General features: G+C 69.3%; 33 protein-coding genes. 5 read left to right on the forward strand and 28 right to left on the reverse strand.

All coding sequences use genetic code 11. The annotated features are described in order from the left end of the window. Positions 1-197: 197 nt before the first annotated feature. The 25 genes from rplO to rpsL form a co-directional block, all read right to left on the reverse strand. Positions 198-641, reverse strand: coding sequence for a 50S ribosomal protein L15 (rplO, locus tag AB0I60_RS36600; RefSeq protein ID WP_360738637.1), 444 nt, complete (start codon positions 639-641; stop codon positions 198-200). Next, a complete protein-coding gene (gene rpmD, locus AB0I60_RS36605; RefSeq protein ID WP_204843433.1) occupies positions 638-823 on the reverse strand; it encodes a 50S ribosomal protein L30 in 186 nt (61 codons plus the stop codon). The genes rplO and rpmD overlap by 4 nt, the downstream gene beginning before the upstream one ends. 2 nt (positions 824-825) lie before the next feature. Continuing rightward, a complete protein-coding gene (gene rpsE / locus AB0I60_RS36610; RefSeq protein WP_121224926.1) occupies positions 826-1,431 on the reverse strand; it encodes a 30S ribosomal protein S5 in 606 nt (201 codons plus the stop codon). Positions 1,432-1,477: 46 nt separating this feature from the next. Next, on the reverse strand, positions 1,478-1,876 hold the full coding sequence (rplR, locus tag AB0I60_RS36615) for a 50S ribosomal protein L18 (RefSeq protein WP_360738640.1): 399 nt from the start codon (positions 1,874-1,876) through the stop codon (positions 1,478-1,480). 1 nt (position 1,877) lies between these two features. Beyond that, positions 1,878-2,417, reverse strand: coding sequence for a 50S ribosomal protein L6 (rplF, locus tag AB0I60_RS36620; protein WP_360738642.1), 540 nt, complete (start codon positions 2,415-2,417; stop codon positions 1,878-1,880). A gap of 16 nt (positions 2,418-2,433) precedes the next feature. Beyond that, positions 2,434-2,832, reverse strand: a complete 399-nt coding sequence (rpsH, locus tag AB0I60_RS36625) for a 30S ribosomal protein S8 (RefSeq protein WP_015105250.1) — start codon at positions 2,830-2,832, stop codon at positions 2,434-2,436. A gap of 129 nt (positions 2,833-2,961) precedes the next feature. Next, complete coding sequence (locus AB0I60_RS36630; protein WP_053715226.1) at positions 2,962-3,147, reverse strand: type Z 30S ribosomal protein S14; 186 nt, start codon at positions 3,145-3,147, stop codon at positions 2,962-2,964. Between the two features lie 2 nt (positions 3,148-3,149). Then, on the reverse strand, positions 3,150-3,713 hold the full coding sequence (gene rplE, locus AB0I60_RS36635; protein ID WP_360738645.1) for a 50S ribosomal protein L5: 564 nt from the start codon (positions 3,711-3,713) through the stop codon (positions 3,150-3,152). Then, positions 3,713-4,027: a 50S ribosomal protein L24 gene (rplX, locus tag AB0I60_RS36640; RefSeq protein WP_360738648.1), complete on the reverse strand. Its 315-nt coding sequence runs from the start codon at positions 4,025-4,027 to the stop codon at positions 3,713-3,715. The genes rplE and rplX overlap by 1 nt, the downstream gene beginning before the upstream one ends. Before the next feature lie 2 nt (positions 4,028-4,029). After that, entirely contained in the window at positions 4,030-4,398 is a 369-nt protein-coding gene (gene rplN / locus AB0I60_RS36645; RefSeq protein ID WP_033436721.1) for a 50S ribosomal protein L14, read from the reverse strand. A gap of 63 nt (positions 4,399-4,461) precedes the next feature. Further along, positions 4,462-4,746: a 30S ribosomal protein S17 gene (gene rpsQ / locus AB0I60_RS36650; RefSeq protein ID WP_360738652.1), complete on the reverse strand. Its 285-nt coding sequence runs from the start codon at positions 4,744-4,746 to the stop codon at positions 4,462-4,464. Continuing rightward, positions 4,743-4,991, reverse strand: coding sequence for a 50S ribosomal protein L29 (gene rpmC / locus AB0I60_RS36655; protein ID WP_360738655.1), 249 nt, complete (start codon positions 4,989-4,991; stop codon positions 4,743-4,745). Before rpmC ends, rpsQ begins: the two co-directional genes overlap by 4 nt. Then, a complete protein-coding gene (gene rplP / locus AB0I60_RS36660; RefSeq protein WP_073885915.1) occupies positions 4,991-5,410 on the reverse strand; it encodes a 50S ribosomal protein L16 in 420 nt (139 codons plus the stop codon). Before rplP ends, rpmC begins: the two co-directional genes overlap by 1 nt. Before the next feature lie 3 nt (positions 5,411-5,413). Further along, positions 5,414-6,235, reverse strand: coding sequence for a 30S ribosomal protein S3 (gene rpsC / locus AB0I60_RS36665; RefSeq protein ID WP_360738657.1), 822 nt, complete (start codon positions 6,233-6,235; stop codon positions 5,414-5,416). Then, positions 6,235-6,642: a 50S ribosomal protein L22 gene (gene rplV / locus AB0I60_RS36670; RefSeq protein ID WP_360738660.1), complete on the reverse strand. Its 408-nt coding sequence runs from the start codon at positions 6,640-6,642 to the stop codon at positions 6,235-6,237. Before rplV ends, rpsC begins: the two co-directional genes overlap by 1 nt. Positions 6,643-6,677: 35 nt before the next feature. Beyond that, positions 6,678-6,959: a 30S ribosomal protein S19 gene (gene rpsS, locus AB0I60_RS36675; protein ID WP_015105260.1), complete on the reverse strand. Its 282-nt coding sequence runs from the start codon at positions 6,957-6,959 to the stop codon at positions 6,678-6,680. Positions 6,960-6,977: 18 nt separating this feature from the next. Then, positions 6,978-7,814, reverse strand: a complete 837-nt coding sequence (gene rplB, locus AB0I60_RS36680) for a 50S ribosomal protein L2 (RefSeq protein ID WP_360738663.1) — start codon at positions 7,812-7,814, stop codon at positions 6,978-6,980. 22 nt (positions 7,815-7,836) lie between these two features. Next, complete coding sequence (gene rplW, locus AB0I60_RS36685; protein WP_015105262.1) at positions 7,837-8,136, reverse strand: 50S ribosomal protein L23; 300 nt, start codon at positions 8,134-8,136, stop codon at positions 7,837-7,839. After that, a complete protein-coding gene (gene rplD, locus AB0I60_RS36690) occupies positions 8,133-8,819 on the reverse strand; it encodes a 50S ribosomal protein L4 (RefSeq protein WP_360738665.1) in 687 nt (228 codons plus the stop codon). The genes rplW and rplD overlap by 4 nt, the downstream gene beginning before the upstream one ends. Before the next feature lie 2 nt (positions 8,820-8,821). Next, positions 8,822-9,472, reverse strand: coding sequence for a 50S ribosomal protein L3 (gene rplC, locus AB0I60_RS36695; protein ID WP_360738668.1), 651 nt, complete (start codon positions 9,470-9,472; stop codon positions 8,822-8,824). A gap of 28 nt (positions 9,473-9,500) precedes the next feature. Continuing rightward, the gene (gene rpsJ, locus AB0I60_RS36700; RefSeq protein ID WP_003938093.1) at positions 9,501-9,806 is read right to left on the reverse strand and encodes a 30S ribosomal protein S10; all 306 of its coding nucleotides are present in this window, start codon (positions 9,804-9,806) and stop codon (positions 9,501-9,503) included. A gap of 328 nt (positions 9,807-10,134) precedes the next feature. Beyond that, on the reverse strand, positions 10,135-11,328 hold the full coding sequence (tuf, locus tag AB0I60_RS36705) for an elongation factor Tu (RefSeq protein WP_184665744.1): 1,194 nt from the start codon (positions 11,326-11,328) through the stop codon (positions 10,135-10,137). Positions 11,329-11,464: 136 nt separating this feature from the next. Next, positions 11,465-13,567 carry an elongation factor G gene (gene fusA / locus AB0I60_RS36710; RefSeq protein ID WP_360738672.1) on the reverse strand — a complete coding sequence of 701 codons (2,103 nt, stop codon included), beginning with the start codon at positions 13,565-13,567 and terminating at the stop codon, positions 11,465-11,467. A 98-nt stretch (positions 13,568-13,665) separates the two neighbouring features. After that, on the reverse strand, positions 13,666-14,136 hold the full coding sequence (gene rpsG / locus AB0I60_RS36715) for a 30S ribosomal protein S7 (protein ID WP_360738675.1): 471 nt from the start codon (positions 14,134-14,136) through the stop codon (positions 13,666-13,668). Further along, complete coding sequence (gene rpsL, locus AB0I60_RS36720) at positions 14,136-14,510, reverse strand: 30S ribosomal protein S12 (protein WP_030473471.1); 375 nt, start codon at positions 14,508-14,510, stop codon at positions 14,136-14,138. Before rpsL ends, rpsG begins: the two co-directional genes overlap by 1 nt. A gap of 450 nt (positions 14,511-14,960) precedes the next feature. Here rpsL and AB0I60_RS36725 point away from each other — a divergent pair, with 450 nt between their 5' ends. The 5 genes from AB0I60_RS36725 (at position 14,961) to AB0I60_RS36745 (ending at position 17,696) form a co-directional block, all read left to right on the forward strand. Further along, positions 14,961-15,440 carry a hypothetical protein gene (locus AB0I60_RS36725; protein ID WP_360738678.1) on the forward strand — a complete coding sequence of 160 codons (480 nt, stop codon included), beginning with the start codon at positions 14,961-14,963 and terminating at the stop codon, positions 15,438-15,440. Between the two features lie 47 nt (positions 15,441-15,487). Continuing rightward, positions 15,488-16,357 carry a phosphotransferase gene (locus tag AB0I60_RS36730; RefSeq protein WP_360738681.1) on the forward strand — a complete coding sequence of 290 codons (870 nt, stop codon included), beginning with the start codon at positions 15,488-15,490 and terminating at the stop codon, positions 16,355-16,357. 38 nt (positions 16,358-16,395) lie between these two features. Then, on the forward strand, positions 16,396-16,689 hold the full coding sequence (locus AB0I60_RS36735; protein WP_360738684.1) for a zf-TFIIB domain-containing protein: 294 nt from the start codon (positions 16,396-16,398) through the stop codon (positions 16,687-16,689). Between the two features lie 129 nt (positions 16,690-16,818). After that, a complete protein-coding gene (locus AB0I60_RS36740; RefSeq protein ID WP_360738687.1) occupies positions 16,819-17,265 on the forward strand; it encodes a hypothetical protein in 447 nt (148 codons plus the stop codon). After that, the gene (locus AB0I60_RS36745; protein WP_360738690.1) at positions 17,262-17,696 is read left to right on the forward strand and encodes a hypothetical protein; all 435 of its coding nucleotides are present in this window, start codon (positions 17,262-17,264) and stop codon (positions 17,694-17,696) included. The genes AB0I60_RS36740 and AB0I60_RS36745 overlap by 4 nt, the downstream gene beginning before the upstream one ends. 73 nt (positions 17,697-17,769) lie before the next feature. Here AB0I60_RS36745 and AB0I60_RS36750 read toward each other — a convergent pair whose 3' ends face one another. The 3 genes from AB0I60_RS36750 to AB0I60_RS36760 form a co-directional block, all read right to left on the reverse strand. Continuing rightward, positions 17,770-18,495: a choice-of-anchor P family protein gene (locus AB0I60_RS36750; RefSeq protein WP_360738693.1), complete on the reverse strand. Its 726-nt coding sequence runs from the start codon at positions 18,493-18,495 to the stop codon at positions 17,770-17,772. Next, positions 18,492-19,259 carry a L,D-transpeptidase gene (locus AB0I60_RS36755; protein ID WP_360738696.1) on the reverse strand — a complete coding sequence of 256 codons (768 nt, stop codon included), beginning with the start codon at positions 19,257-19,259 and terminating at the stop codon, positions 18,492-18,494. Before AB0I60_RS36755 ends, AB0I60_RS36750 begins: the two co-directional genes overlap by 4 nt. A 438-nt stretch (positions 19,260-19,697) precedes the next feature. Continuing rightward, a complete protein-coding gene (locus AB0I60_RS36760) occupies positions 19,698-23,594 on the reverse strand; it encodes a DNA-directed RNA polymerase subunit beta' (RefSeq protein WP_360738699.1) in 3,897 nt (1,298 codons plus the stop codon). Positions 23,595-23,679: the final 85 nt, after the last annotated feature.

The raw sequence follows: 23,679 nt of genomic DNA on the forward strand, positions 1-23,679 counted from the left end.
GGCCCGGTCGGAGACAACCACCCTTGAGTGGGGTGTGCAAGCGAAGGGCGTGCTTGCACACCCCACTCAAGCGCGGTTCGCTGGCGCGCGGGCCACACGGGGATGACACGACTCGCTTCGGCGAAGTTTGGGCTACGCCTGTTCATGCGAAAGGCCCCCGGAGCGGGAGGCTCCGGGGGCCTTTCGGGTGTGTGCGGTCAGAGCACCGTGTGGGTGCCGCCGGCCGCCGCGATCTTCTCGACTGCGCTGCCCGAGAACTTGTTGGCCACGACGTCCAGCTTGACGCCGTTCAGGTCACCGTCGCCGAGGACCTTCACCAGCTCGTTCTTGCGCACCAGGCCCGCGTGGATCAGTGCGTCCACGTCGACCCGGCCGCCGTTCGGGAACAACCGGGCCAGGTCGCCGACGTTCACGACCTGGTACTCGGTGCGGAACGGGTTGCGGAAGCCCTTGAGCTTCGGCAAGCGCATGTGCAGCGGCATCTGGCCACCTTCGAAGCGCGGGGAGACGTTCTTCCGCGCGCCGGTGCCCTTGGTGCCTCGGCCTGCCGTCTTGCCCTTGGAGCCCTCACCGCGACCCACGCGGGTCTTCGCGGTCTTGGCGCCGGGGGCCGGACGGAGGTCATGGATCTTGATGGTCACGACTGGACCTCCTCGACGACCACCAGGTGGCGCACGGCGTGGATCAGGCCGCGCACCTGCGGCGAGTCCTCACGGACCACCGACTGGCGGATCTTGCGCAACCCCAGAGTCCGCAGGGACTCGCGGTGGTTGTGCTTGGTACCGATGCTGCTCTTCACCTGGGTGACCTTGAGCTGAGCCATGGTCACACCGCCCCTGCGCGAGCGCGGAGCATACCGGCGGGAGCGACGTCCTCCAGGGGGAGGCCGCGGCGGGCCGCGACTTCCTCCGGACGCTGGAGGCCCTTCAGGGCCTCCACGGTGGCGTGCACGATGTTGATCGCGTTGTCGGAGCCCAGCGACTTGCTCAGCACGTCGTGGACACCGGCGCACTCCAGCACCGCGCGGACCGCGCCACCGGCGATGACGCCGGTACCGGCCGAGGCCGGGCGGAGCAGCACGACGCCGGCCGCCTTCTCGCCCTGGACCGGGTGGGGGATCGTGCCCGCGATGCGGGGGACGCGGAAGAAGTTCTTCTTCGCCTCCTCCACACCCTTGGCGATCGCGGCCGGGACTTCCTTGGCCTTGCCGTAGCCGACACCGACCATGCCGTCGCCGTCACCGACCACGACCAGCGCGGTGAAGCTGAAGCGACGACCACCCTTCACGACCTTGGAGACGCGGTTGATCGCAACCACGCGCTCCAGGTGCGGGGTCTTCTCCTGGGCCGCGCCGCCGCGGCCGCCGTCACGGCGGTCGCGACGCTCTCCGCGCTCGCCTCCGCCGCCTTCGCGACGCGTGCGTCCTGGCATCAGGCGTCCCTCTCAATTCGGATGATGTTCGCGTTGTTGTACACGGTCAGAACTCCAGCCCCGCCTCGCGGGCGGCGTCGGCCAGGGCGGCGATCCGGCCGTGGTAGGCGTTGCCGCCGCGGTCGAACACGACCTTGGTGATGCCGGCGTCCTTCGCGCGGGCGGCGGCCAGCCGGCCGACCTTCGCGGCGCGGGCCTTCTTGTCGCCGTCCACCGCGCGGACGTCCGCCTCGACCGAGGAGGCCGCCGCCAGGGTGTGGCCGGCGAGGTCGTCGATGATCTGCACGGTGATGTGCTTGGACGACCGGTGCACGACCAGGCGCGGGCGCTCGGCGGTGCCGCTGACCTTCTTGCGGAGGCGGAAGTGACGGCGGGTCTTGGCGACGCGGCGGGTGGTCGAGATGTCCTTGCCCACCGGCTTGCGCTTCGTTGCAGTCTCGCTCATGTCACTTACCCGTCTTTCCGACCTTGCGGCGGATCTTCTCGCCTGCGTAACGCACGCCCTTGCCCTTGTACGGGTCGGGCTTGCGCAGCTTGCGGATGTTCGCGGCGACCTCGCCCACGAGCTGCTTGTCGATGCCCGCGACCGAGAACCGGGTCGGGGTCTCCACCGCGAAGGTGATGCCCTCGGGGGCCTCGACCTTCACCGGGTGGCTGTAGCCGAGCGCGAACTCCAGGTCGGAGCCCTTCAGCGCGACGCGGTAGCCGACCCCGTGGATCTCCATCTTCTTCTCGTAGCCCTGGGTCACGCCGATGACCATGTTCTGCACCAGGGTGCGGGACAGGCCGTGGAGCGAACGGCTGCGACGCTCGTCGTTGGGACGCTTCACCTCGAGGGTGCCGTCCTCGACCTTCTCGATGATGATCGGCTCAGCGACGGTCAGCGACAGGGTGCCCTTGGGCCCCTTCACGCTGACGTCCTGGCCCGCGATGTTCACGTCGACCCCGGAAGGGACGGTGATCGGCAGCTTTCCGATGCGCGACATGCCTAGTCCCCCTTCCTCACCAGACGTAGGCGAGGACTTCTCCGCCCACGCCCTGCTTGTTGGCCTGCCGGTCGGTCAGCAGACCGCCAGAGGTCGAGATGATCGCAACGCCCAGGCCACCGAGGACCTTCGGCAGGTTGGTCGACTTCGCGTAGACCCGGAGACCGGGCTTGGAGACGCGCCGCAGACCGGCGATGCTGCGCTCCCGGTTCGGGCCGTACTTCAGCTCGACCACCAGGTTCTTGGCAACGTCGCCCTGCTCGTCGCGGTAGCTCGCGATGTAGCCCTCGCGCTTGAGGATCTCGGCGATGTTGGCCTTCAACTTCGAGTGCGGCATCACGACCTTGTCGTGGTAAGCCGAGTTCGCGTTCCGCAGACGCGTCAACATGTCTGCGATCGGGTCGGTCATCGTCATGGTGACCTGGTCAACCTTTCTCGCTGCGGTTCCCCAGTCAGGGTCCGAGCCGGCCTTGCGGCCGGCTGGTCGTGAGCGGGCCTACAGCGAAGTGGAGTGTGAAAAGTGGTGCCTCGAACCGGTGGGGTGCTACCAGCTCGACTTGCTGACACCCGGGAGCTCGCCGCGGTGGGCCATCTCGCGGAGGCAGATCCGGCACAGGCCGAACTTGCGGAACACCGAGTGCGGGCGACCGCAACGCTGGCAACGGGTGTAACCCCGCACCTTGAACTTCGGCTTGGCCGCGGCCTTGTTGATCAGAGCCTTCTTGGCCATTCTCAGTTCTCCTTGAACGGGAAGCCCAGGAGCTTCAGCAGCGCCCGACCCTCGTCGTCGTTGGTCGCGGTCGTGACCACGGTGATGTCCATGCCGCGGGGACGGTCGATCGCGTCCGGGTCGATCTCGTGGAACATCGACTGCTCGTTGAGACCGAACGTGTAGTTGCCGTTGCCGTCGAACTGCTTGCCCGACAGGCCGCGGAAGTCGCGGATCCGGGGCAGCGCGATGGTCAGCAGGCGGTCCAGGAACTCCCACATGCGGTCGCCGCGCAGCGTGACGCGCGCGCCGATCGGCATCCCCTCGCGGAGCTTGAACTGCGCGATGGACTTGCGGGCCTTGCGGACCTCGGGGCGCTGGCCGGTGATGATCGACAGGTCCTTGACGGCACCCTCGATCAGCTTGCCGTCGCGGGCGGCGTCGCCGACGCCCATGTTGACGACGACTTTCACCACGCCGGGCGTCTGCATGACGTTGGCGTACTCGAACTGCTTGCGCAGCTCCGCGGCGATCTCCTCGCGGTAGCGCGTCTTCAGCCGAGGCGTGATCTTCTCAACCGTGGTCATCAGATGTCCTTCCCGTTACGACGGGAAACGCGGACTCGCTTGCCCTCGTCGTTCGTCCGGTAGCCCACGCGGGTCGGCTTGCCGTCGGAGTCGACCACCATCACGTTGGACACGTGGATGGTGGCTTCCTGGGTCACGATGCCACCCGACTGCGCACCGCGCTGGGTCTGCGTGATCCGGGTGTGCTTCTTGATCCGGTTGACGCCCTCGACCAGGACGCGGTCGGTGGCGGGGTAGGCCTGGATGACCTTGCCGCGCGCACCCTTGTCCTTACCGGCGATGACGACGACCGTGTCGCCCTTCTTCACCTTCATGGTCAGAGCACCTCCGGCGCCAACGAGATGATCTTCATGAACTTCTTGTCGCGCAGCTCGCGGCCCACCGGGCCGAAGATGCGCGTGCCACGGGGCTCGTTGTCGTTCTTGATGAGCACGGCGGCGTTCTCGTCGAACCGGATGTAAGAGCCGTCGGGACGGCGCTTCTCCTTGACGGTGCGGACGATGACGGCCTTGACCACATCGCCCTTCTTCACGCCGGCGCCGGGGATGGCCTGCTTCACCGTGGCGACGATGATGTCCCCGATACCCGCGTAGCGGCGGCCCGAGCCACCGAGAACACGGATGCAGAGGATCTCCTTCGCACCGGTGTTGTCGGCGACGCGCAGCCGCGACTCCTGCTGGATCACTTACCTACTCCTTGACCATTCCTGGCCCGCCAGATTTCCGACCTGACGGGCTCGGTCCGATTGCTACTTGGCCTTTTCGAGGATCTCGACGAGGCGCCAGCGCTTGGTGGCCGACAGCGGCCGGGTCTCCATGAGCAGGACGCGGTCGCCGACACCGGCGGTGTTCTGCTCGTCGTGCGCCTTCACCTTGGTGGTGGAGCGCAGGACCTTGGCGTACCGGCGGTGCTTCTTCCGGTCCTCCAGCGCGACGACGATCGTCTTGTCCATCTTGTCGGACACGACGTAGCCCTCGCGGACCTTGCGGTCGTTGCGCGTCTGGGTCTCAGTCACTTCAGTGTTCTCGCTCATGCGGCACCTTCACCAGTGGAAACAGCGTCGGGAGAGGTCGACAGACCCAGCTCCCGCTCCCGCATCACGGTGTAGATCCGGGCGATCTCGTTCCGGACCGTGCGGAGCCGGCGGTTGTTGTCCAGCTGCCCGGTGGCCATCTGGAAGCGGAGGTTGAACAGCTCCTCCTTCGCCTCCCTCAGGCGCAGCACGAGCTCCTCCTCGGTGAGCTCACGCAGCTCGGAAGCGGTGGTACCCGCTGCCATCAGAACTCACCACCCTCACGCGTAACGATGCGGCACTTCATCGGGAGCTTGTGGATCGCGCGGCGCAGCGCCTCGCGGGCCACCGTCTCGTTCGGGAAGCTCATCTCGAAGAGCACCCGACCCGGCTTGATGTTCGCCACCCACCACTCCGGCGAGCCCTTGCCGGAACCCATGCGGGTCTCGGCGGGCTTCTTGGTCAGCGGGCGGTCCGGGAAGATGTTGATCCAGACCTTGCCACCACGGCGGATGTGCCGGGTGATGGCGATACGAGCCGACTCGATCTGCCGGTTGGTCACGTAAGCCGGCTCCAGAGCCTGGATGCCGTACTCGCCGAAGGTGACCCTTGTGCCGCCCTTGGCAGCACCGGACCGACCGGGGTGGTGCTGCTTGCGGTGCTTAACCCTGCGCGGGATGAGCACGACTCAGCCCTCCGTCTTCTCTTCGGTCGCGACCGGTGCGTCCGTGGCGCCGGCCGCAGCGCGGCCCGCCTCGGTGCTCGTCGCCGTGGTGCCGCTGGCGCCCGAACGACGCGCCCGGTTCGGGCGGTCGCCCCGGTCGCGCCTCGGGGCGCGCTCGGCCGACGGCGCGGCGTCGCGCTCGCGCTTGGCGTTGATCCCGCCGACCACGTCGCCCTTGTAGATCCACACCTTCACGCCGATCCGGCCGAACGTGGTGCGGGCCTCGAAGAAGCCGTAGTCGATGTCGGCGCGCAGCGTGTGCAGCGGCACGCGACCGTCGCGGTAGTGCTCCGAGCGGGACATCTCGGCGCCGCCCAGGCGGCCACCGCACTGCACGCGGATGCCCTTCACCTGCGGGGAGCGCATGGCCGACTGGATGGCCTTGCGCATCGCCCGGCGGAAGGCCACGCGGTTGGACAGCTGCTCGGCCACGCCCTGCGCGACGAGCTGCGCGTCCGACTCGGGGCTCTTCACCTCGAGGATGTTGAGCTGCACCTGCTTCTTGGTGAGCTTCTCCAGCTCACCGCGGATGCGGTCGGCCTCCGCGCCGCGCCGGCCGATGACGATGCCCGGCCGGGCGGTGTGGATGTCGACGCGGACCCGGTCGCGGGTCCGCTCGATCTCCACCTTGGAGATGCCGGCGCGCTCCATGCCGCGCGAGAGCAGCTTGCGGATCTTGACGTCCTCGGCCACGTACTCGGCGTACTGCTTGTCCGCGTACCAACGGGACTTCCAGTCGGTGGTGATCCCGAGTCGGAAGCCGTGTGGGTTGATCTTCTGGCCCACTACCGAGCCCCCTTCCTGGAATCAGCGCCGGTCTTCTTCGGACGGCTCTCCACCTCGACGGTGATGTGGCTCGTCCGCTTGCGGATCCGGTACGCACGGCCCTGGGCGCGCGGGCGGAACCGCTTGAGGGTCGGACCCTCGTCCACGTAGACCTTGGACACCCACAGGGTGTCGGGGTCCAGGGACAGGTTGTTCTCGGCGTTGGCCACGGCGCTCGCGAGCACCTTGCGGACCGGCTCACTTGCCGCCTGAGGCGCGAACTGGAGCACGGCCAAGGCTTCGCTGGCGCTACGGCCCCTGATGAGCTCGACGACGCGGCGCACCTTCATCGGCGTGTCGCGGACGTAGCGAGCCCGAGCCACGGCGCGCGGGAACTCCGGCGCTTCGGCTTCGTTGCGGGCGTTCATCGCTGCTTCCCCTTGCTCTTCCTCTAGTTCGTCGCCTAGCGGCGGCGCGACTTCCGGTCGTCCTTGATGTGGCCCTTGAACGTGCGGGTCGGCGCGAACTCGCCGAGCTTGTGCCCGACCATCGCCTCCGTCACGAACACCGGCACGTGCTTGCGGCCGTCGTGCACCGCGATCGTGTGGCCCAGCATGTCGGGGATGATCGTCGACCGGCGGGACCAGGTCTTGATCACGGTCTTCTTGCCCGACTCGTTGAGCACGTCCACCTTCTTGAGCAGGTGGTCGTCCACGAAGGGGCCCTTCTTAAGGCTCCGAGGCATCCTTCACTCCCTCCCTGCTCAGCGCTTCTTACCGGTGCGACGACGCCGGACGATGAGCTTGTCGCTTGGCTTCTTGGCGCGGCGAGTGCGGCCTTCCGGCTTACCCGCGGGGTTCACCGGGTGGCGACCACCGGAGGTCTTGCCCTCACCACCACCGTGCGGGTGGTCGACCGGGTTCATGGCGACACCGCGGACGGTCGGCTTCTTGCCCTTCCAGCGCATCCGGCCGGCCTTGCCCCAGTTGATGTTCTGGTGCTCGGCGTTGCCGACCTCGCCGACCGTGGCGCGGCAGCGCACGTCCACGTTGCGGATCTCGCCCGAGGGCATCCGCAGCTGGGCGTACGGGCCGTCCTTGGCGACGAGCTGGACGCTGGCACCGGCGGAGCGGGCGATCTTCGCGCCGCCGCCGGGGCGGAGCTCGATCGCGTGGATCACCGTGCCGACCGGGATGTTGCGCAGCGGCAGGTTGTTGCCCGGCTTGATGTCGGCCTTGGGGCCGTTCTCGATCCGGTCACCCTGCTGGAGCTTGGCCGGGGCGATGATGTAGCGCTTCTCGCCGTCGACGTAGTGCAGCAGCGCGATGCGGGCGGTCCGGTTGGGGTCGTACTCGATGTGAGCGACCTTGGCCGGGATGCCGTCCTTGTCCGTGCGGCGGAAGTCGATCAGGCGGTAGGCCCGCTTGTGGCCGCCACCCTTGTGCCGCGTCGTGATCTTGCCCGAGGCGTTGCGGCCACCACGGCCGTGCAGCGGGCGGACCAGCGACTTCTCCGGCGTCGTCCGAGTGATCTCGGCGAAGTCGGAGACGCTCGCACCGCGACGACCGGGGGTCGTCGGCTTGTACTTGCGAATGCCCATCTCTACGCAGTCCTCGTCGTCATCAGGCGGCCGGGCCGCCGAAGATCTCGATCGGCTTGCTCTCGGCGGACAGCGTCACGATGGCGCGCTTGGTGTCCTTGCGCTTGCCGAAGCCCGTCCGGGTGCGCTTGCGCTTGCCCTGGCGGTTGATCGTGTTGACGCTGACGACCTTGACGCCGAAGACCTTCTCCACGGCAATCTTGATCTGGGTCTTGTTCGAGCCGGGTGCCACCACGAAGGTGTACTTGTTCTCCTCCAGGAGCCCGTAGGACTTCTCGGAGATGACCGGCGCGAGCAGGATGTCCCTGTGGTCGGGGATCACTTCTCGTCCTCCACTTCGGACGAACCGGCGACCGCCTCGGCCGAGCCCTTGCCCTGCTGGGCCTTGCTCGCCAGGAACACGTCCAGAGCGTCCTTGGTGAACACCACGTCGTCGTTGACGAGGACGTCGTAGGTGTTCAGCTGGTCCGGGGCGATGACGTGCACGTGCGGCAGGTTGCGCAGGCTGACCCACGAGACCTCTTCGGTGCGCAGCAGCACGACCAGCACCCGGCGGGCCTCGGTCACGGACTCCAGGACCTTGCGGGCCGACTTCGTCGACGGGGCGTCGCCCGAGACGAAACCGCTCACCACGTGGACCTGGCCGGCGCGCGCCCGGTCGGAGAGGGCACCGCGCAGGGCGGCGGCCTTCATCTTCTTGGGGGTGCGCTGGCTGTAGTCGCGCGGCTGGGGGCCGTGCACGACGCCACCACCGGCGAACTGGGGCGCGCGGGTCGAGCCCTGGCGGGCGCGACCGGTGCCCTTCTGCCGGTACGGCTTCTTGCCGCCACCGGACACCTCGCCGCGCGTCTTCGTGGAGTGCGTGCCCTGGCGGGCCGCGGCCAGCTGGGCCACGACGACCTGGTGCAGCAGGGCCACGTTCGCCTGCGCGTCGAAGACGGACGAGGGCAGCTCGACGTTGCCGTCGGTCTTGCCGTCCGGGGTGCGGATCTCAACGGACGTCATGATCAGGCACCACCCTTCGCAGCGGTCTTGACGAACACGGTGCCGCCCTTGGGGCCGGGCACCGCGCCCTTGATGAGCAGCAGGCCGGACTCGACGTCGACCCGGTGCACCTTGAGGTTCTGGGTGGTCACGCGCACGTGGCCCATGCGGCCCGCCATGCGCAGGCCCTTGAACACGCGGCCGGGCGTGGCGCAGCCGCCGATGGAGCCGGGCGAGCGGTGCTTGCGCTGCGTGCCGTGGCTCGCGCCCAGGCCGTGGAAGCCGTGCCGCTTCATGACACCCGCGGTGCCCTTGCCCTTGCTCGTGCCGACCACGTCGACCACCGCGCCGGCCTCGAAGACCTCGGCGGTGACTTCCTGGCCGACCTGGTACTCGGACGCGTCCGTGGTGCGCAGCTCCGCCAGCTGGCGGCGGGGCGTGACGCCCGCCTTGGCGTAGTGGCCCGCGACGGGCTTCTTGACCTTGCGCGGGTCGATAGCGCCGAAGGCCAACTGCACGGCCGAGTAGCCGTCGTTCTCCTGGGTCCGGATCTGGGTGACCACGTTCGGCTCTGCCTTGACGACGGTCACCGGGACGATCCGGTTGTTCTCGTCGAAGACCTGAGTCATGCCGAGCTTGGTGCCCAGGAGGCCCTTAACCTGCCTGTCAGACATTGGTCTCGTTACTCTCCGCGTCCAACGCTTACTGGATGTTGACGTCGACGCTCGCCGGCAGGTCGATGCGCATGAGCGCGTCCACCGTCTTCGGCGTCGGGTCGAGGATGTCGATCAGACGCTTGTGCGTGCGCATCTCGAAGTGCTCGCGCGAGTCCTTGTACTTGTGCGGCGAGCGGATGACGCAGTAGACGTTCTTCTCAGTGGGCAGCGGCACAGGCCCGACGACCCGAGCGCCGGTGCGCGTCACGGTCTCGACGATCTTGCGCGCAGACGCGTCGATCGCCTCGTGGTCGTAGGCCTTGAGCCGGATGCGGATCTTCTGTCCCGCCATGATGGCTTGCCGTTCCTCTGCTTCTCGATACCGCTGCGGTGCGGGCAACCGGAATGAGGCCGTCAAGCCTCCGGCGCGTACCGCCCCCTATTCAGGACTGACACCTCAGCGGTGTCACGGTGCCCGGTCCACGCGGTCGGGCGTGTCGCGCCCTTGGCCACAGACCGGTCCCACTGATGAAACCTCGTGGGATTGCCTTGCTGTTCGATCCCCTCGTGACGGAGCGGCCGGGTTCCGATGGAACCGGCCGCCCCGTGACGAGCAACCCGTCAATGGTCGCACACCGGGGTGCGCAGACCAAATCGGGGGTCGAAAAGTTAGAGCGAGGTCACTTGATGATCTTGGTGACCGAGCCCGCGCCGACCGTCCGGCCACCCTCGCGGATGGCGAACCGCAGGCCCTCGTCCATGGCGATCGGCTGGATCAGCTTCACGGCCATGGTCGTGGTGTCGCCCGGCATGACCATCTCGGTGCCCTCGGGGAGGGTCACGACGCCGGTCACGTCGGTCGTGCGGAAGTAGAACTGCGGGCGGTAGTTGTTGAAGAACGGCGTGTGGCGGCCACCCTCGTCCTTCGACAGGATGTAGACCTGCGCGTCGAACTCGGTGTGCGGGGTCGTGGTGCCCGGCTTCACGATCACCATGCCGCGCTCCACCTCCTCGCGCTTGACGCCGCGCAGCAGCAGGGCGGCGTTGTCGCCGGCCTGGCCCTCGTCGAGGAACTTCTTGAACATCTCGATCGAGGTGACCGTGGTCTTCTTCGAGGTCTCCTTGATGCCGACGATCTCGACCTCTTCGTTGACCTTGACGATGCCCCGCTCGATGCGGCCGGTCACCACGGTGCCGCGACCGGTGATCGTGAAGACGTCCTCGACCGGCATCAGGAACGGCCGGTCGACCTCGCGCTCGGGCTCCGGGATGTTCTCGTCCACGGCGTCCATCAGGCCGATGAGCTTCTCGCCCCACTCGGCGTCGCCCTCGAGGGCCTTCAGCGCGGAGACGCGCACGACCGGCAGGTCGTCACCCGGGAACTCGTACTCGGAGAGCAGCTCGCGGACCTCGAGCTCGACGAGCTCCAGGATCTCCTCGTCGTCCACCATGTCGGCCTTGTTCAGGGCCACCACGATGTAGGGCACGCCGACCTGGCGGGCCAGCAGCACGTGCTCCTTGGTCTGCGGCATCGGGCCGTCGGTCGCCGCGACCACCAGGATGGCGCCGTCCATCTGCGCCGCACCGGTGATCATGTTCTTGATGTAGTCGGCGTGACCGGGGCAGTCGACGTGCGCGTAGTGGCGCTTGTCGGTCTGGTACTCGATGTGCGCGATCGAGATCGTGATGCCGCGCTGCTTCTCCTCCGGCGCCTTGTCGATCTGGTCGAACGGCGTGAAGGGGTTCAGGTCCGGGTACTTGTCGTGCAGGACCTTGGAGATCGCCGCGGTCAGCGTGGTCTTGCCATGGTCGATGTGACCGATGGTGCCGATGTTGACGTGCGGCTTCGTCCGCTCGAACTTCGCCTTCGCCACTGGATTGTCCTCCTGGACTTCTGGTGCTGTGCCCGGCGGGCGGGTTGCCGACCGCCGGGCGTCACGTCAGGGTTGTGCGGACCCCAGGGACGAGACCCCGGAGAGCCCGCGTGGTGCTGCGGTGCTCCGGTTGGGGTTACTCGCCCGTCGCCTTCGCGATGATCTCCTTGGCGACGTTCGCGGGAACCTCGGCATAGGAGTCAAAGGTCATCGAGTAGTTCGCGCGACCCTGGGTCTTGGACCGCAGGTCGCCGACATACCCGAACATCTCCGACAGCGGGACCAGTGCCTTGACGACACGGGTGCCGCTGCGCTCCTCCATGGCCTGGATCTGGCCACGGCGGGAGTTCAGGTCGCCGATCACGTCGCCCATGTAGTCCTCGGGCGTGGTGACCTCGACGGCCATCAGCGGTTCGAGGATCGCCGGGCTCGCCTGGCGAGCGGCTTCCTTGAGCGCCATGGAACCGGCGATCTTGAAGGCCATTTCCGACGAGTCGACCTCGTGGTAGGCGCCGTCGAGCAGCGTCACCTTCACGCCCACCAGCGGGTAGCCCGCCAGCACGCCGTACTGCATGGCGTCCTGCGCGCCCGCGTCCACCGACGGGATGTACTCCCGGGGGATGCGACCACCGGTGACCGCGTTGACGAACTCGTAGAGAGCGCCGTCTTCCTTCTTCTCCAGCGGCTCCAGGTCGATGAGGACCTTGGCGAACTGGCCGGAACCACCGGTCTGCTTCTTGTGCGTGTAGGAGTACTTCTCCACCTTGCGGCGGATCGTCTCCCGGTACGCGACCTGGGGCTTGCCGATGTTCGCCTCGACCTTGAACTCGCGGCGCATCCGGTCCACCAGGATGTCCAGGTGGAGCTCGCCCATGCCGGCGATGATGGTCTGGCCCGTCTCCTGGTCCAGGTTGACCCGGAACGTCGGGTCCTCCTCGGCCAGCTTCTGGATCGCGGTGCCCAGCTTCTCCTGGTCGGCCTTGGTCTTCGGCTCGATCGCCACCTGGATGACCGGCTCCGGGAACGTCATCGACTCCAGCACGATGGGGTGCTGGGGGTCGCAGAGCGTCTCACCGGTGGTCGTGTCCTTCAGACCGATCACGGCGTAGATGTGGCCCGCGATGGCCTCGTCGACCGGGTTCTCCTTGTTGGCGTGCATCTGGAAGATCTTCCCGATGCGCTCCTTGCGGTCCTTGGTCGAGTTGATGACCTGGGAGCTGGAGGCGACCCGACCCGAGTAGACCCGGATGTAGGTCAGCTTGCCGAAGAACGGGTGCGCGGCGATCTTGAACGCCAGCGCGGAGAAGGGCTCCTCCACGGAGGGCTTGCGGAAGGCCGGCGTCTCGCCGTCCTGCAGCGTGCCCTCGACCGGCGGGAGGTCGAGCGGGGCCGGCAGGTAGTCGATGACCGCGTCGAGCATGGGCTGGACGCCCTTGTTCTTGAACGCGGAGCCGCACAGCACCGGGTAGGCGCTGCGGTTCTTCACGATGTCCCGGATGCCGTGCTTGATCTGGTCCGTGGTCAGCTCTTCGCCGGCCAGGTACAGCTCCATCAGCTCGTCATCGGTCTCCGCGACGGCCTCGACCAGCTGCTCGCGGTACTCCTGGGCCTTGTCGGCGAGGTCGGCCGGGATCTCCTCGACCGTGTAGTCCTCACCCTTCTGGACCTCGCCGCGCCAGGTCAGCGCGCGCATCTCGACCAGGTCGACGACGCCGACGAAGTCGGACTCGGCCCCGATCGGGATCTGGATGGGCAGCGGCTTCGCGCCCAGGCGCTCCTGGATGGTGCGCACGGTGAAGTAGAAGTCCGCGCCCAGCTTGTCCATCTTGTTGACGAAGCAGATGCGCGGGACGTCGTACTTGGTGGCCTGGCGCCAGACCTGCTCGGACTGCGGCTCGACGCCTTCCTTGCCGTCGAACACCGCGACCGCGCCGTCGAGCACGCGGAGGTTGCGCTCCACCTCGACGGTGAAGTCCACGTGACCGGGCGTGTCGATGATGTTGATCTGGTGGTTCTTCCAGAAGCAGGTCGTCGCGGCCGACGTGATCGTGATGCCGCGCTCCTGCTCCTGCTCCATCCAGTCCATCACGGCCGCGCCGTCGTGGACCTCGCCGATCTTGTAGCTGATCCCGGTGTAGAACAGGATCCGCTCGGTCGTCGTGGTCTTGCCCGCGTCGATGTGGGCCATGATCCCGATGTTGCGGACCTTGGCCAGGTCGGTGAGCACATCCTGTGCCACGGGTGTTTCCCCTGTCTTGAGCTCGCAGGCTCACTAGGGCCGGGAGAGCCCGGCGGGTGCCCGGAAGTGGGTCTTGCGGACACCCGGCGGGCGTCGCATCACCAGCGGTAGTGGGCGAAGGCCTTGTTCGACTCGGCCATCTTGTGGGTGTCCTCGCGGCGCTTGACGCTCGCGCCCAGGCCGTTGCTCGCGTCGAGCAGCTCGTTCATCAGGCGCTCGACCATGGTCTTCTCGCGGCGCTGCCGGGAGAAGGTGATCAGCCAGCGCAGCGCCAGCGTGGTCGCGCGACCGGGCTTGACCTCGATCGGCACCTGGTAGGTCGCACCACCGACGCGGCGGCTCTTGACCTCCAGGGCGGGCTTGACGTTGTCGAGCGCGCGCTTGAGGGTGACCACCGGGTCGGTGCCGTTCTTGTCGCGGGCGCCTTCGAGGGCGCGGTACACGATCCGCTCGGCCACGGAGCGCTTGCCGTCGACCAGCACCTTGTTGATGAGCTGGGTCACCAGCGGAGAGCTGTAGACCGGGTCGGAGATCAACGGCCGCTTCGGGGCCGGTCCCTTGCGGGGCATCAGCTCTTCTCCTTCTTCGCGCCGTAACGGCTACGGGCCTGCTTGCGGTTCTTCACGCCCTGCGTGTCGAGCGAACCGCGGATGATCTTGTACCGGACGCCGGGGAGGTCCTTCACACGGCCGCCGCGCACGAGCACCATCGAGTGCTCCTGGAGGTTGTGGCCCTCACCGGGGATGTAGGCCGTGACCTCGATACCGCTGGTCAGCTTGACGCGAGCGACCTTGCGGAGCGCCGAGTTCGGCTTCTTGGGGGTGGTCGTGTAGACGCGGGTGCACACACCGCGCCGCTGCGGGCTGCCCTTGAGCGCCGCGGTCTTCTGCTTAGCGACCTTGTCCTGCCGGCCCTTTCGGACCAACTGCTGGATCGTTGGCATTCGCCGACTGCTTCTTCCGTTCGAGTGCCCGTCGCCTCGGGGGCGTCGACCACTGTTTACCTGGTCCCTCTCTGCACCCGAGGTCGGGCGTGTCGCGCCCGTGGACCCCAGGTCCGCAGGCAACATCCCAGGATGCCCCTACGAGTGGAGGTCACCGCGGCCGGCTTTCCAGACTCGACTGGCGCGTAGGCACGCGGAGCGGCCCGACATGGGTCGGGCACGAGTACCAAAGATACCCCGGCCGCTTCCCACCGGTCAAAACGGGGCCGGTCACCGGGCACGCGCCGCCCGCGGACAGCCGGGCACCGACCTCGGCGCACCGGGCCGACCGGGTCGCGCGACCACCGGCCGACCGTGCCCGCCACCCGTGACAACGCCGCCGACCTGCGGCGCATTCCCCGGTGGGGACCACTGCGGGAGCCGGTCGGTCGCGGCGGTCACACTGGGGGCGTGGACCCCGTCGCGCCCGGCCCCGACCCGCTGCGCCGCCGCAAGGTGGTGACCGTCTCGGTGATCGTCGCCGTCCTGGTGCTGCTGCTGGGCGCCGGCGCGGTGTTCGCGCTCAGCCGCACCTCCGCGCCGGGTGCCGGCGACTGCGTGGTGACCTCCGGCGGCCCGTCCACGGCGATGGCGGTGCGCAAGATCGACTGCGGTGCGCCGGAGGCGACCTACCGGGTGTCCGCCGCGCCGTGCCCCGAGGGCGACTACCTCGCCGCCGGCGACCTGTGCCTGGCGCTGGACGTGGTGGCGGGCGACTGCCTCAGGCCCGTGGACCACCAGGACGCCTCGGCGTTCCACACCTGGCCGTGCGACCAGGCCGACGTGCGGCGGGTGACGCGCGTGCAGGACGCGGCGGACCGGGGCGCGTGCGGCGCCGGCCCCGCCCACGTCTACGCCGCTCCCCCGCGCACGGTGTGCCTGGACCGGTGAGCCCCGCCCACGAGCCGTCACCCGCGCTCCGCACGCACACTGATCGGGTGAAATCCGAACTGGTCGCGGGCATGGCCGCGCTGGTCGACGGGCCCGCGCCGGCCGAGGTGCTCGCGGTGCGCGGCGACGTCGTGGTGGTGCGGGTGGGGGACGTGGTGCTCAAGGCACACGAGCGCGGCACGGACCGGGCCGCGCTGACCGCCCGGCTGGAGGTGGCCGGCGACCCACGACTGGGTGAACTCCTGTTGGCACCCTCGGCCGCGCCGGCGGAGGTGCTCGGCCGGGTGGTCACGGCGTGGCCGCTCGGGGTGCCGGTGCCGCAGGACGTCGACGCGCTGCCGCTGGAGGCGGCCGGCCGGCTGCTGGCCGACCTGCACCGGTTCGGCCGGGCGGACTTCGCCCACCCGGTCCCGCCCGCCGGCGCGCGGCCCCGGATGGAGCGGGCGGTGCGCGACCTGCCGGACGTGCCGGGCGCGGGCCAGGTGCGCCGGGCGTTCGCCGCGCTCGCCCCGGCGCTGGGCAGCGCGGACGGCGACACCCTGGTGCACGGCGACTGGCACCTCGGCCAGCTCGTCGAGCGCGGCGGCTGGCGGCTGATCGACGTGGACGACCTCGGCCTGGGCGACCCCGCGTGGGACCTGGCGCGGCCCGCCGCGCTGTTCGCCTCGGGCGTGCTGGACCCGGGGTCGTGGAGCCGGTTGCTGACCGCCTACCTCGACGCCGGCGGCACGGCCGTGCGGCGGGACGACCCGTGGGAGCGGCTGGACGTGCCGGCGCGGGCGCTGGTGGTCCAGATGGCCGCGCGTGCGCTGGCGGCTGCGGAGCGCGACGACAAACCGCTCAACGAGGCCCAAGAGGCACTGATGGACGCGTGCACTCGCATCGCATCGGAACACGAACCCATTCCGCGCGGCTAATATCGCGTTCATCGCACCGAGAGCAGGAGGCTCACACGATGCAGTGTCCCAAGTGTCATGCGAACATGCGCACCTTCGACCGCATGGGTGTACACATCGAGCAGTGCGACGGCTGCCGTGGGGTCTTCCTGGACTACGGCGAGCTGGAGGCCATCACCCGGCTGGAGACCCAGATGGCCGCTCCCCCGCCCCCGCCGCCCGCCGCGCCGGCCCCCGCCCAGGTGCACTACGTGCAGCCGGTCCAGCCGGGGTGGGGCGCGCAGCCGCACTACGGCCACGGCTACGGCCACCGCAAGCACCGCGGTCTCGGCGGCCTGTTCTTCTCGTCCTGACCTGATCCCCGGTCGCCGTCGGTCGTCGAACCGGTCCCGGTGGGTCCGGGCCCGGTTCCGCCGACCGCACCGGGGTTGTCACTACCGAGAATTTGGCCGATAATCGGTAGTGACTCCAGGGAGGTCGCCATGACCGTTGCGACGGAGGCCGCGCGGATCCGCGACCTGTTCGACCAGATCGAGGACATCGAAGAGGTCGCGTCGAGCCTCTCGGAGGACGACGAGCGGCGGCACAAGCTCGACGGCGTGGTGGCGCGCGCACTGCGCACGGCACCGCCGGTCCGGCCCGTCGTGGCCGGCGAGCTGCTGGACCTGACCGAGAAGACGGTCAAGGCGTGGGCCCGGGAGGGCGTGCTGGCGATCCACAGCCAACAGCCCCGGATGCTCCTGGACGCCGTGCGGCTGCACGAGGTGCTGCACCTGGTGGCGGAACTCCGCCGCGCCGGCCGCACCCGGGGCCTGCTGGACGAGGTGCACCGCAGGCTGAGCGACCGGGCCCTGCTCGACCGCGAGGACCTGGCGACGAGCCTGGCGCAGCTGCGCCGGGGCGAAGGACGGGTAGTCCGCTCAGCTTGATCACCGTCGTGGAGACGCCGCTGGCCGGCGTCCAGGCCGCGCGCCTGCGCGGGCCGGCCCGCCTCGCCTACGAGCGCTTCCTGGACGAGCTGGCGCACAGCGGCTGCGCCGCGCTCGGCTACCGGGTGACCGGGCCGGAGCCGCTGCCCCGGCTGTGCGTGAAGCACCTGCGCGGCGCCGACCGCGTGATCGTCGCCTTCCCGGACCCGGCGACCGCCTGGGTGCTGCTGGTCGGCACCCACGAGGACGACCCCGGCCGCAACCTGTACGACGCCCTGTACGAGCTGGCGGGCGTCCGGCCCCGCCTCGGCGAGCGCCGCACCAAACCGCCGTGCTGCTCGGACGGCACTCCCCCGGCCGCGAACGCCGACCTGGTGGACGAGCTGGTGGCCAGGGCGCGCGCCCTGGCGAAGTCACGCCGGCGGCCGTGACCTGATCACCGGGGTGCGTCCCCGGCGACCGGCGGCGAGGAGCCGGGCTCTCGCACCGGCTCCTCGCCCGGGATCAGCCCGTCACGGCCAGGTGGCCCTCGACGGCGGTCGGGCGCGGCGCCTTGCCGGGCGCGGAGGCCGTGGGGGTGGCCTTGGTGGTGCTCGGAGTGGGCTCGTCGACGGTCTTGGCGCACGTCGCCGCTGCCACGTCGATCTTCTGCAGGCCCGCGACCTCGACCGAGAGCGCGACCACGGTGAGCGTGCCGTCGGCGGCCCGGGTCTGCTTGTTCAGCACCACGGACGCCACGCCGGGCACGTCGACCCCGGTGTTCGGGGCGGGCTGGGCGGCCAGCGCCAGCGCGCCCGCCCTGGCCCCGGCCAGCACGACCTGACCGGCACCGTCCACACAGGACGCGCTGACCACCTCGGCGGTCAGGGCGGAGAGGTCGCCGGGCAGCTCCAGCGCACCCAGCCGCGCGTCGAGGTCGGTGACGCTCGCCCGCGCCCGCCCCTTGTCGACCTCCGAGTTGAGCGCGCCGGCCGTGAGCACCGGCGCGGTGGCGTCGGGCAGCCGGGTCGACGTCACGGACGCCTGCCGGAAGCCGTTGCGGCTGTCCAGCGCGGCCAGCGGCGGGACGTCGAGCAGGCCGGACGCGGACAGCGCGAACGCCGAACTGACACCGGGACCGGCCGGGGCGGCGACGGCCGCACCGGGGGCGGTCGTGGCGACGAGCGCCAGGGTCGCGGCGACGGTCAGCAGGATTCTCTTACCGGGCAAGGCAGTGCCTCTCTGGGTCATGTGACGATCACCACGGTTGCCAGCGGGAGGGTCAGCAGCAGGTCGAGGGCGTCATCCGGCACGCGGATGCAGCCGTCGCTGCTCGCCACCCCGAAGGGGCTCGCGTCGGGCCACCCGTGCAGGGCGACCGTGCCCGGACCGCCGCCGAAGGTCTCGTGGCTGTCCGAGTGCGCGCCCAGCGGGAGGACGTGCGGGCTGAACGTGGTGACGGTTTCCTTGATGGACGCGAGGATGTAGGTCCGACCGGTCGGGGTCGGGTACTCGGGCTTGCCGGTGCCGACCGTCCACGTGCCCCGGGACCGGCCCCGCTCGGTCACCTCCAGGCGGAACGCGGCCAGGTCGACCGTGACCAGGAAGTCGTTCTCCGCGCGCTCGAAGTCGTCCGAGCCGGTGAACACCCAGCCGGTGGACCCGTTGGGGCGGGCGGGGAGCAGCACCCGGGACCAGTCGCCCTCGCGGGCGACCTCGGGCACCCAGGTCGGCGACCCGAGCTGGGTGGCGGGCAGGCGTGCGACGGGCGTGCCGTCGGGCCGGTCGTAGACGGGCAGGTCCTTCCTGGCGCGCAGCACCTGGCCCGGGGTGGGCCCGGTGCCGTCGTCGCGGGGCAGGGCGTCGATCCTGGCGAACGTGGTGGCTTCGGGCAGCGTCTCGAAGGACACCGCGTCCACGGCCGGCGGAGCGGGCGGGGGCGGTGGTTCCGGGGGGCCGGCGCAGGCCGTGGCGGCGAGCACCGACACGGCTGCGAGCAGCAGCGAACGCAACATCGTGGATCCCGATCAGGTTCGAGGGTCGGGTACCGGCGGAGGTACCTCGTCACGGCCGTGGGGCGGCCGGGCGGTACGGCGTCACGCCTGGCGGCGAAGCTATCCACTGCCGAGGAACAGTCGCAAGCGGCCCAACGCCCTGCCACCTGAATGCCGCAGCGCATTAATCCGAGGGCCTGAACTTCAGGACGGGTGACTACCTAAAGTGTCGCTCCGCTACGGAGTGCGACGAAAGTCACGAAAAGTCCAGGTGGTGATCAACAGGCGGGGAGCGCGGCGGATCACCCGGCCGCGAGGGGCGGCGCGCGAGGCAGGCGGCGCAGCGCGGGCGGCTCAGGGCGGGCAGCGCGGCGCGGAGCCCGGGCAACGCAGGCGGGGGCTGAACAGCGAACGGCCCCCGGAGCGGGAGGCTCCGGGGGCCGTTCGGGGTGACCTGGGTCAGCGGTAGTCGCGGCCGAAGTCGTAGTCGTCCAGCGGAACGGCAGCGCCGGTCCCGGTGCCGAAGACGTCCGGCGTGTAGTAGCCGTCGTCGTAGGACGGGATGGCGTACGCCGCCGCGCGGGCCTCCTCGGTCGGCTGCACCTGGATGTTCCGGTACCGGTTGATGCCGGTGCCGGCCGGGATCAACTTACCGATGATCACGTTCTCCTTGAGACCGATGAGCTTGTCCGAGCGGCCGTTGATGGCCGCGTCGGTCAGCACCCGGGTGGTCTCCTGGAACGACGCCGCCGACAGCCACGAGTCGGTGGCCAGCGACGCCTTCGTGATGCCCATCAGCACGGGACGGCCGGCGGCGGGCTCGCCGCCCTCCGCCACGACGGCGCGGTTGCCGCTCTCGAACTCCGCGCGCTCGACCAGCGAGCCCGGCAGGAACTCGGTGGCACCCGAGTCGATGATCGTCACCCGGCGCAGCATCTGCCGGACGATGACCTCGATGTGCTTGTCGTGGATCGCCACGCCCTGGGCCCGGTAGACCTTCTGGACCTCCTGGACGAGGTGCAGCTGGGCTTCGCGGGGACCCATCACGCGCAGGACCTCGTGCGGGTCCGGCGTGCCTTCCAGCAGCTGCTGGCCGACGTGCACGTGGTCGCCGTCCTGCAGCGGGCCGGTGGCCGTGTTGGCCAGCCGCTGCCGCTTGGACAGCTTCTCGAAGATGATCTCCTCGGACCCGTCGTCCGGGATGAGCGTGATCTTCCAGAAGCGGTCGCCGTCCTCGATCCGCACGCGGCCGTCGACGTCCGCGATGGGCGCCTTGCCCTTGGGCACGCGGGCCTCGAACAGCTCCTGCACGCGGGGCAGACCGGTGGTGATGTCGTCACCGGCCACACCACCCTGGTGGAAGGTGCGCATGGTCAGCTGCGTGCCGGGCTCACCGATCGACTGGGCGGCCACGATGCCGACCGCCTCGCCGACGTCGACCAGCTTGCCGGTCGCCATCGAGCGGCCGTAGCAGGACGCGCACACGCCGACCGCCGACTCGCAGGTCAGCACCGAGCGGACCTTCACCCGGGTGACGCCCGCCTCCACGAGGGTGGCCAGCGCCGGGTCGCCCAGGTCGTCACCGCGGTTGAGCACGGTGTTGCCGTTGGCGTCGGTGATGTCCTCGGCGATGGTCCGCGCGTAGACCGAGGTCTGCGCGAACTCGGCCAGGCCGACCTTGTCGCCCAGCTTCTCGCCGACCGTCATGTTCACGCCGCGCGTGGTGTTGCAGTCGATCTCGCGGATGATGACGTCCTGCGAGACGTCCACCAGACGACGGGTCAGGTAACCCGAGTCGGCGGTGCGCAGCGCGGTGTCGGCGAGGCCCTTGCGGGCACCGTGGGTGGCGATGAAGTACTCCAGCACCGACAAGCCCTCGCGGAACGAGTTCTTGATCGGGCGCGGGATGTACTCGCCCTTCGGGTTGGTCACCAGGCCGCGCATACCGGCCAGCGAGCGGACCTGGGTCATGTTGCCCGCCGCCCCGGACTTCACGATCATGCGGATCGAGTTGTCCTCGGGGAAGTTGGACTCCATGACCTCGGCGACCTCTTCGGTGGCCTTGGTCCACACCTTGACGAGCTCGTTGTTGCGCTCGGTGTAGGAGAGCTGACCGCGCTGGTAGCGCTTCTCCACCGCGTCGGCGAGCTTCTCGTACTCGTCCAGGATGCCCTGCTTGGCCTCCGGCACGAGCACGTCGGAGATCGCCACGGTCACGCCGGACCGGGTGGCCCAGTAGAAACCGGCGTCCTTGAGCTTGTCCAGCGTCCGGGCGACGGTGACCATCGGGTACCGCTCGGCCAGGTCGTTGATGATCGTGGCCTGCCGCTTCTTGGGCATGACCTCGTTGATGAACGCGTAGTCCTGCGGCAGGACCTCGTTGAACAGCACGCGACCGAGGGTGGTCGTGGCCAGCCACGGCTGACCGGGCTCCCAGCCCTCGGGCTCCTCGCCCTTGGGTGGGTTCTTGTCCGAGATCCGGATCTTGGCCATCGCCTGGAGGCCCAGCGCCTTGCGGTCGAACGCCATCAGCGCCTCGGCCGGCGACGAGTAGGCGAGGCCCTCGCCGATGTCGCCTTCCTTGTGCCGGGTCAGGTGGTACAGGCCGGTCACCATGTCCAGTCGCGGCATGGCCAGCGGCTTGCCCGACGCGGGCGAGAGGATGTTGTTCGACGACAGCATCAGCACGCGCGCCTCGGCCTGCGCCTCGGCGGACAGCGGCAGGTGGACCGCCATCTGGTCACCGTCGAAGTCGGCGTTGAACGCCTCGCAGACCAGCGGGTGCAACTGGATGGCCTTGCCCTCGACCAGCTGCGGCTCGAACGCCTGGATGCCGAGGCGGTGCAGCGTGGGCGCGCGGTTGAGCAGCACCGGGTGCTCGGTGATGACCTCTTCCAGCACGTCCCACACGGCGGGGCGGGCGCGCTCGACCATCCGCTTGGCGGACTTGATGTTCTGCGCGTGGTTGAGGTCGACCAGCCGCTTCATGACGAACGGCTTGAACAGCTCCAGCGCCATCTGCTTGGGCAGGCCGCACTGGTGCAGCTTGAGCTGCGGGCCGACCACGATGACCGAACGGCCGGAGTAGTCGACGCGCTTGCCGAGCAGGTTCTGGCGGAACCGGCCCTGCTTGCCCTTGAGCAGGTCGGACAGCGACTTCAGCGGCCGGTTGCCCGGACCGGTGACCGGACGACCGCGGCGGCCGTTGTCGAACAGCGCGTCGACGGCCTCCTGGAGCATCCGCTTCTCGTTGTTGACGATGATCTCGGGCGCGCCGAGGTCGATCAGCCGCTTGAGGCGGTTGTTCCGGTTGATCACCCGGCGGTACAGGTCGTTCAGGTCGGACGTGGCGAAGCGGCCACCGTCGAGCTGCACCATCGGGCGCAGGTCCGGCGGGATGACCGGGACGCAGTCCAGCACCATGCCCTGCGGGTTGTTGCGGGTCGCCTGGAAGGCGGCCACGACCTTGAGCCGCTTGAGGGCGCGCAGCTTCTTCTGGCCCTTGCCGCTGCGGATCGTCTCGCGCAGGACGTCGGCCTCGGCGTCCACGTCGTAGTCGCCGAGCAGCTTCTGGATGGCCTCGGCACCCATGGCGCCGGTGAAGTAGTCGCCGTAGCGGTCGTACAGCTCGCGGTAGAGCATCTCGTCCGCGATGAGCTGCGCGCGCTCCAGCTTGGTGAAGGTGGACCAGATCTCGTCGAGCCGGTCCAGCTCGCGCTGCGCCCGGTCGCGGAGCTGGCGCATCTCGCGCTCGCCGCCCTCCTTGACCTTGCGGCGGACGTCGGACTTGGCGCCCTCGGCCTCCAGCTCGGCCAGGTCGGCTTCGAGCTTCTGCGCGCGGCCCTCGACGTCGGCGTCGCGCTTGTTCTCGACGCGCTTGCGCTCGACCTGCATCTCGTTCTCGAGCGTGGGCAGGTCGTTGTGGCGCAGCTCCGCGTTGACGCCCACGATCACGTAGGCCGCGAAGTAGATGATCTTCTCGAGGTCCTTCGGAGCCAGGTCGAGCAGGTAGCCCAACCGGCTGGGGACGCCCTTGAAGTACCAGATGTGCGTGACCGGGGCGGCCAGTTCGATGTGGCCCATCCGCTCGCGGCGCACCTTGGCGCGGGTCACCTCGACGCCGCAGCGCTCACAGATGATGCCCTTGAACCGGACGCGCTTGTACTTGCCGCAGTAGCACTCCCAGTCCCGGGTGGGGCCGAAGATCTTCTCGCAGAACAAGCCGTCCTTCTCCGGCTTGAGCGTGCGGTAGTTGATGGTCTCGGGCTTCTTGACCTCGCCGAAGGACCACTGGCGGATGTCGTCCGCGGTCGCAAGACCGATGCGGAGCTCATCGAAGAAGTTGACGTCGAGCACGTCTACTCTCTTCCCCTTTTGATTCGGTTGCCCGGTGTGCGGGCGGTGCTTGGGAGCTGGTGGCTCGGCGGTCGGGGGGACGCGG

It is taken from the genome of Actinosynnema sp. NPDC050436, assembly GCF_040655415.1.
Lineage (GTDB): Bacteria > Actinomycetota > Actinomycetes > Mycobacteriales > Pseudonocardiaceae > Actinosynnema.

Coding starts and splice junctions, on each gene's coding strand:
- rpmC (WP_360738655.1), bottom strand. CDS start 4,991: ATGGCAGCGGGTACCACCGCTTCCGAGCTGCGTGAGCTCACCGAGGAG.
- rpsQ (WP_360738652.1), bottom strand. CDS start 4,746: ATGAGCGAGAACACTGAAGTGACTGAGACCCAGACGCGCAACGACCGC.
- AB0I60_RS36750 (WP_360738693.1), bottom strand. CDS start 18,495: ATGACCCAGAGAGGCACTGCCTTGCCCGGTAAGAGAATCCTGCTGACC.
- rpsG (WP_360738675.1), bottom strand. CDS start 14,136: ATGCCCCGCAAGGGACCGGCCCCGAAGCGGCCGTTGATCTCCGACCCG.
- AB0I60_RS36740 (WP_360738687.1), top strand. CDS start 16,819: ATGACCGTTGCGACGGAGGCCGCGCGGATCCGCGACCTGTTCGACCAG.
- rplF (WP_360738642.1), bottom strand. CDS start 2,417: ATGTCGCGCATCGGAAAGCTGCCGATCACCGTCCCTTCCGGGGTCGAC.
- rplC (WP_360738668.1), bottom strand. CDS start 9,472: ATGTCTGACAGGCAGGTTAAGGGCCTCCTGGGCACCAAGCTCGGCATG.
- rplB (WP_360738663.1), bottom strand. CDS start 7,814: ATGGGCATTCGCAAGTACAAGCCGACGACCCCCGGTCGTCGCGGTGCG.
- AB0I60_RS36755 (WP_360738696.1), bottom strand. CDS start 19,259: ATGTTGCGTTCGCTGCTGCTCGCAGCCGTGTCGGTGCTCGCCGCCACG.
- rpmD (WP_204843433.1), bottom strand. CDS start 823: ATGGCTCAGCTCAAGGTCACCCAGGTGAAGAGCAGCATCGGTACCAAG.
- rplD (WP_360738665.1), bottom strand. CDS start 8,819: ATGACGTCCGTTGAGATCCGCACCCCGGACGGCAAGACCGACGGCAAC.
- rpsE (WP_121224926.1), bottom strand. CDS start 1,431: ATGCCAGGACGCACGCGTCGCGAAGGCGGCGGAGGCGAGCGCGGAGAG.
- rplR (WP_360738640.1), bottom strand. CDS start 1,876: ATGAGCGAGACTGCAACGAAGCGCAAGCCGGTGGGCAAGGACATCTCG.
- rplV (WP_360738660.1), bottom strand. CDS start 6,642: ATGAACGCCCGCAACGAAGCCGAAGCGCCGGAGTTCCCGCGCGCCGTG.
- AB0I60_RS36630 (WP_053715226.1), bottom strand. CDS start 3,147: ATGGCCAAGAAGGCTCTGATCAACAAGGCCGCGGCCAAGCCGAAGTTC.
- rplE (WP_360738645.1), bottom strand. CDS start 3,713: ATGACCACGGTTGAGAAGATCACGCCTCGGCTGAAGACGCGCTACCGC.
- AB0I60_RS36735 (WP_360738684.1), top strand. CDS start 16,396: ATGCAGTGTCCCAAGTGTCATGCGAACATGCGCACCTTCGACCGCATG.
- rpsJ (WP_003938093.1), bottom strand. CDS start 9,806: ATGGCGGGACAGAAGATCCGCATCCGGCTCAAGGCCTACGACCACGAG.
- rpsH (WP_015105250.1), bottom strand. CDS start 2,832: ATGACGATGACCGACCCGATCGCAGACATGTTGACGCGTCTGCGGAAC.
- rpsL (WP_030473471.1), bottom strand. CDS start 14,510: ATGCCAACGATCCAGCAGTTGGTCCGAAAGGGCCGGCAGGACAAGGTC.
- rpsS (WP_015105260.1), bottom strand. CDS start 6,959: ATGCCTCGGAGCCTTAAGAAGGGCCCCTTCGTGGACGACCACCTGCTC.
- rplX (WP_360738648.1), bottom strand. CDS start 4,027: ATGAAGGTGAAGAAGGGCGACACGGTCGTCGTCATCGCCGGTAAGGAC.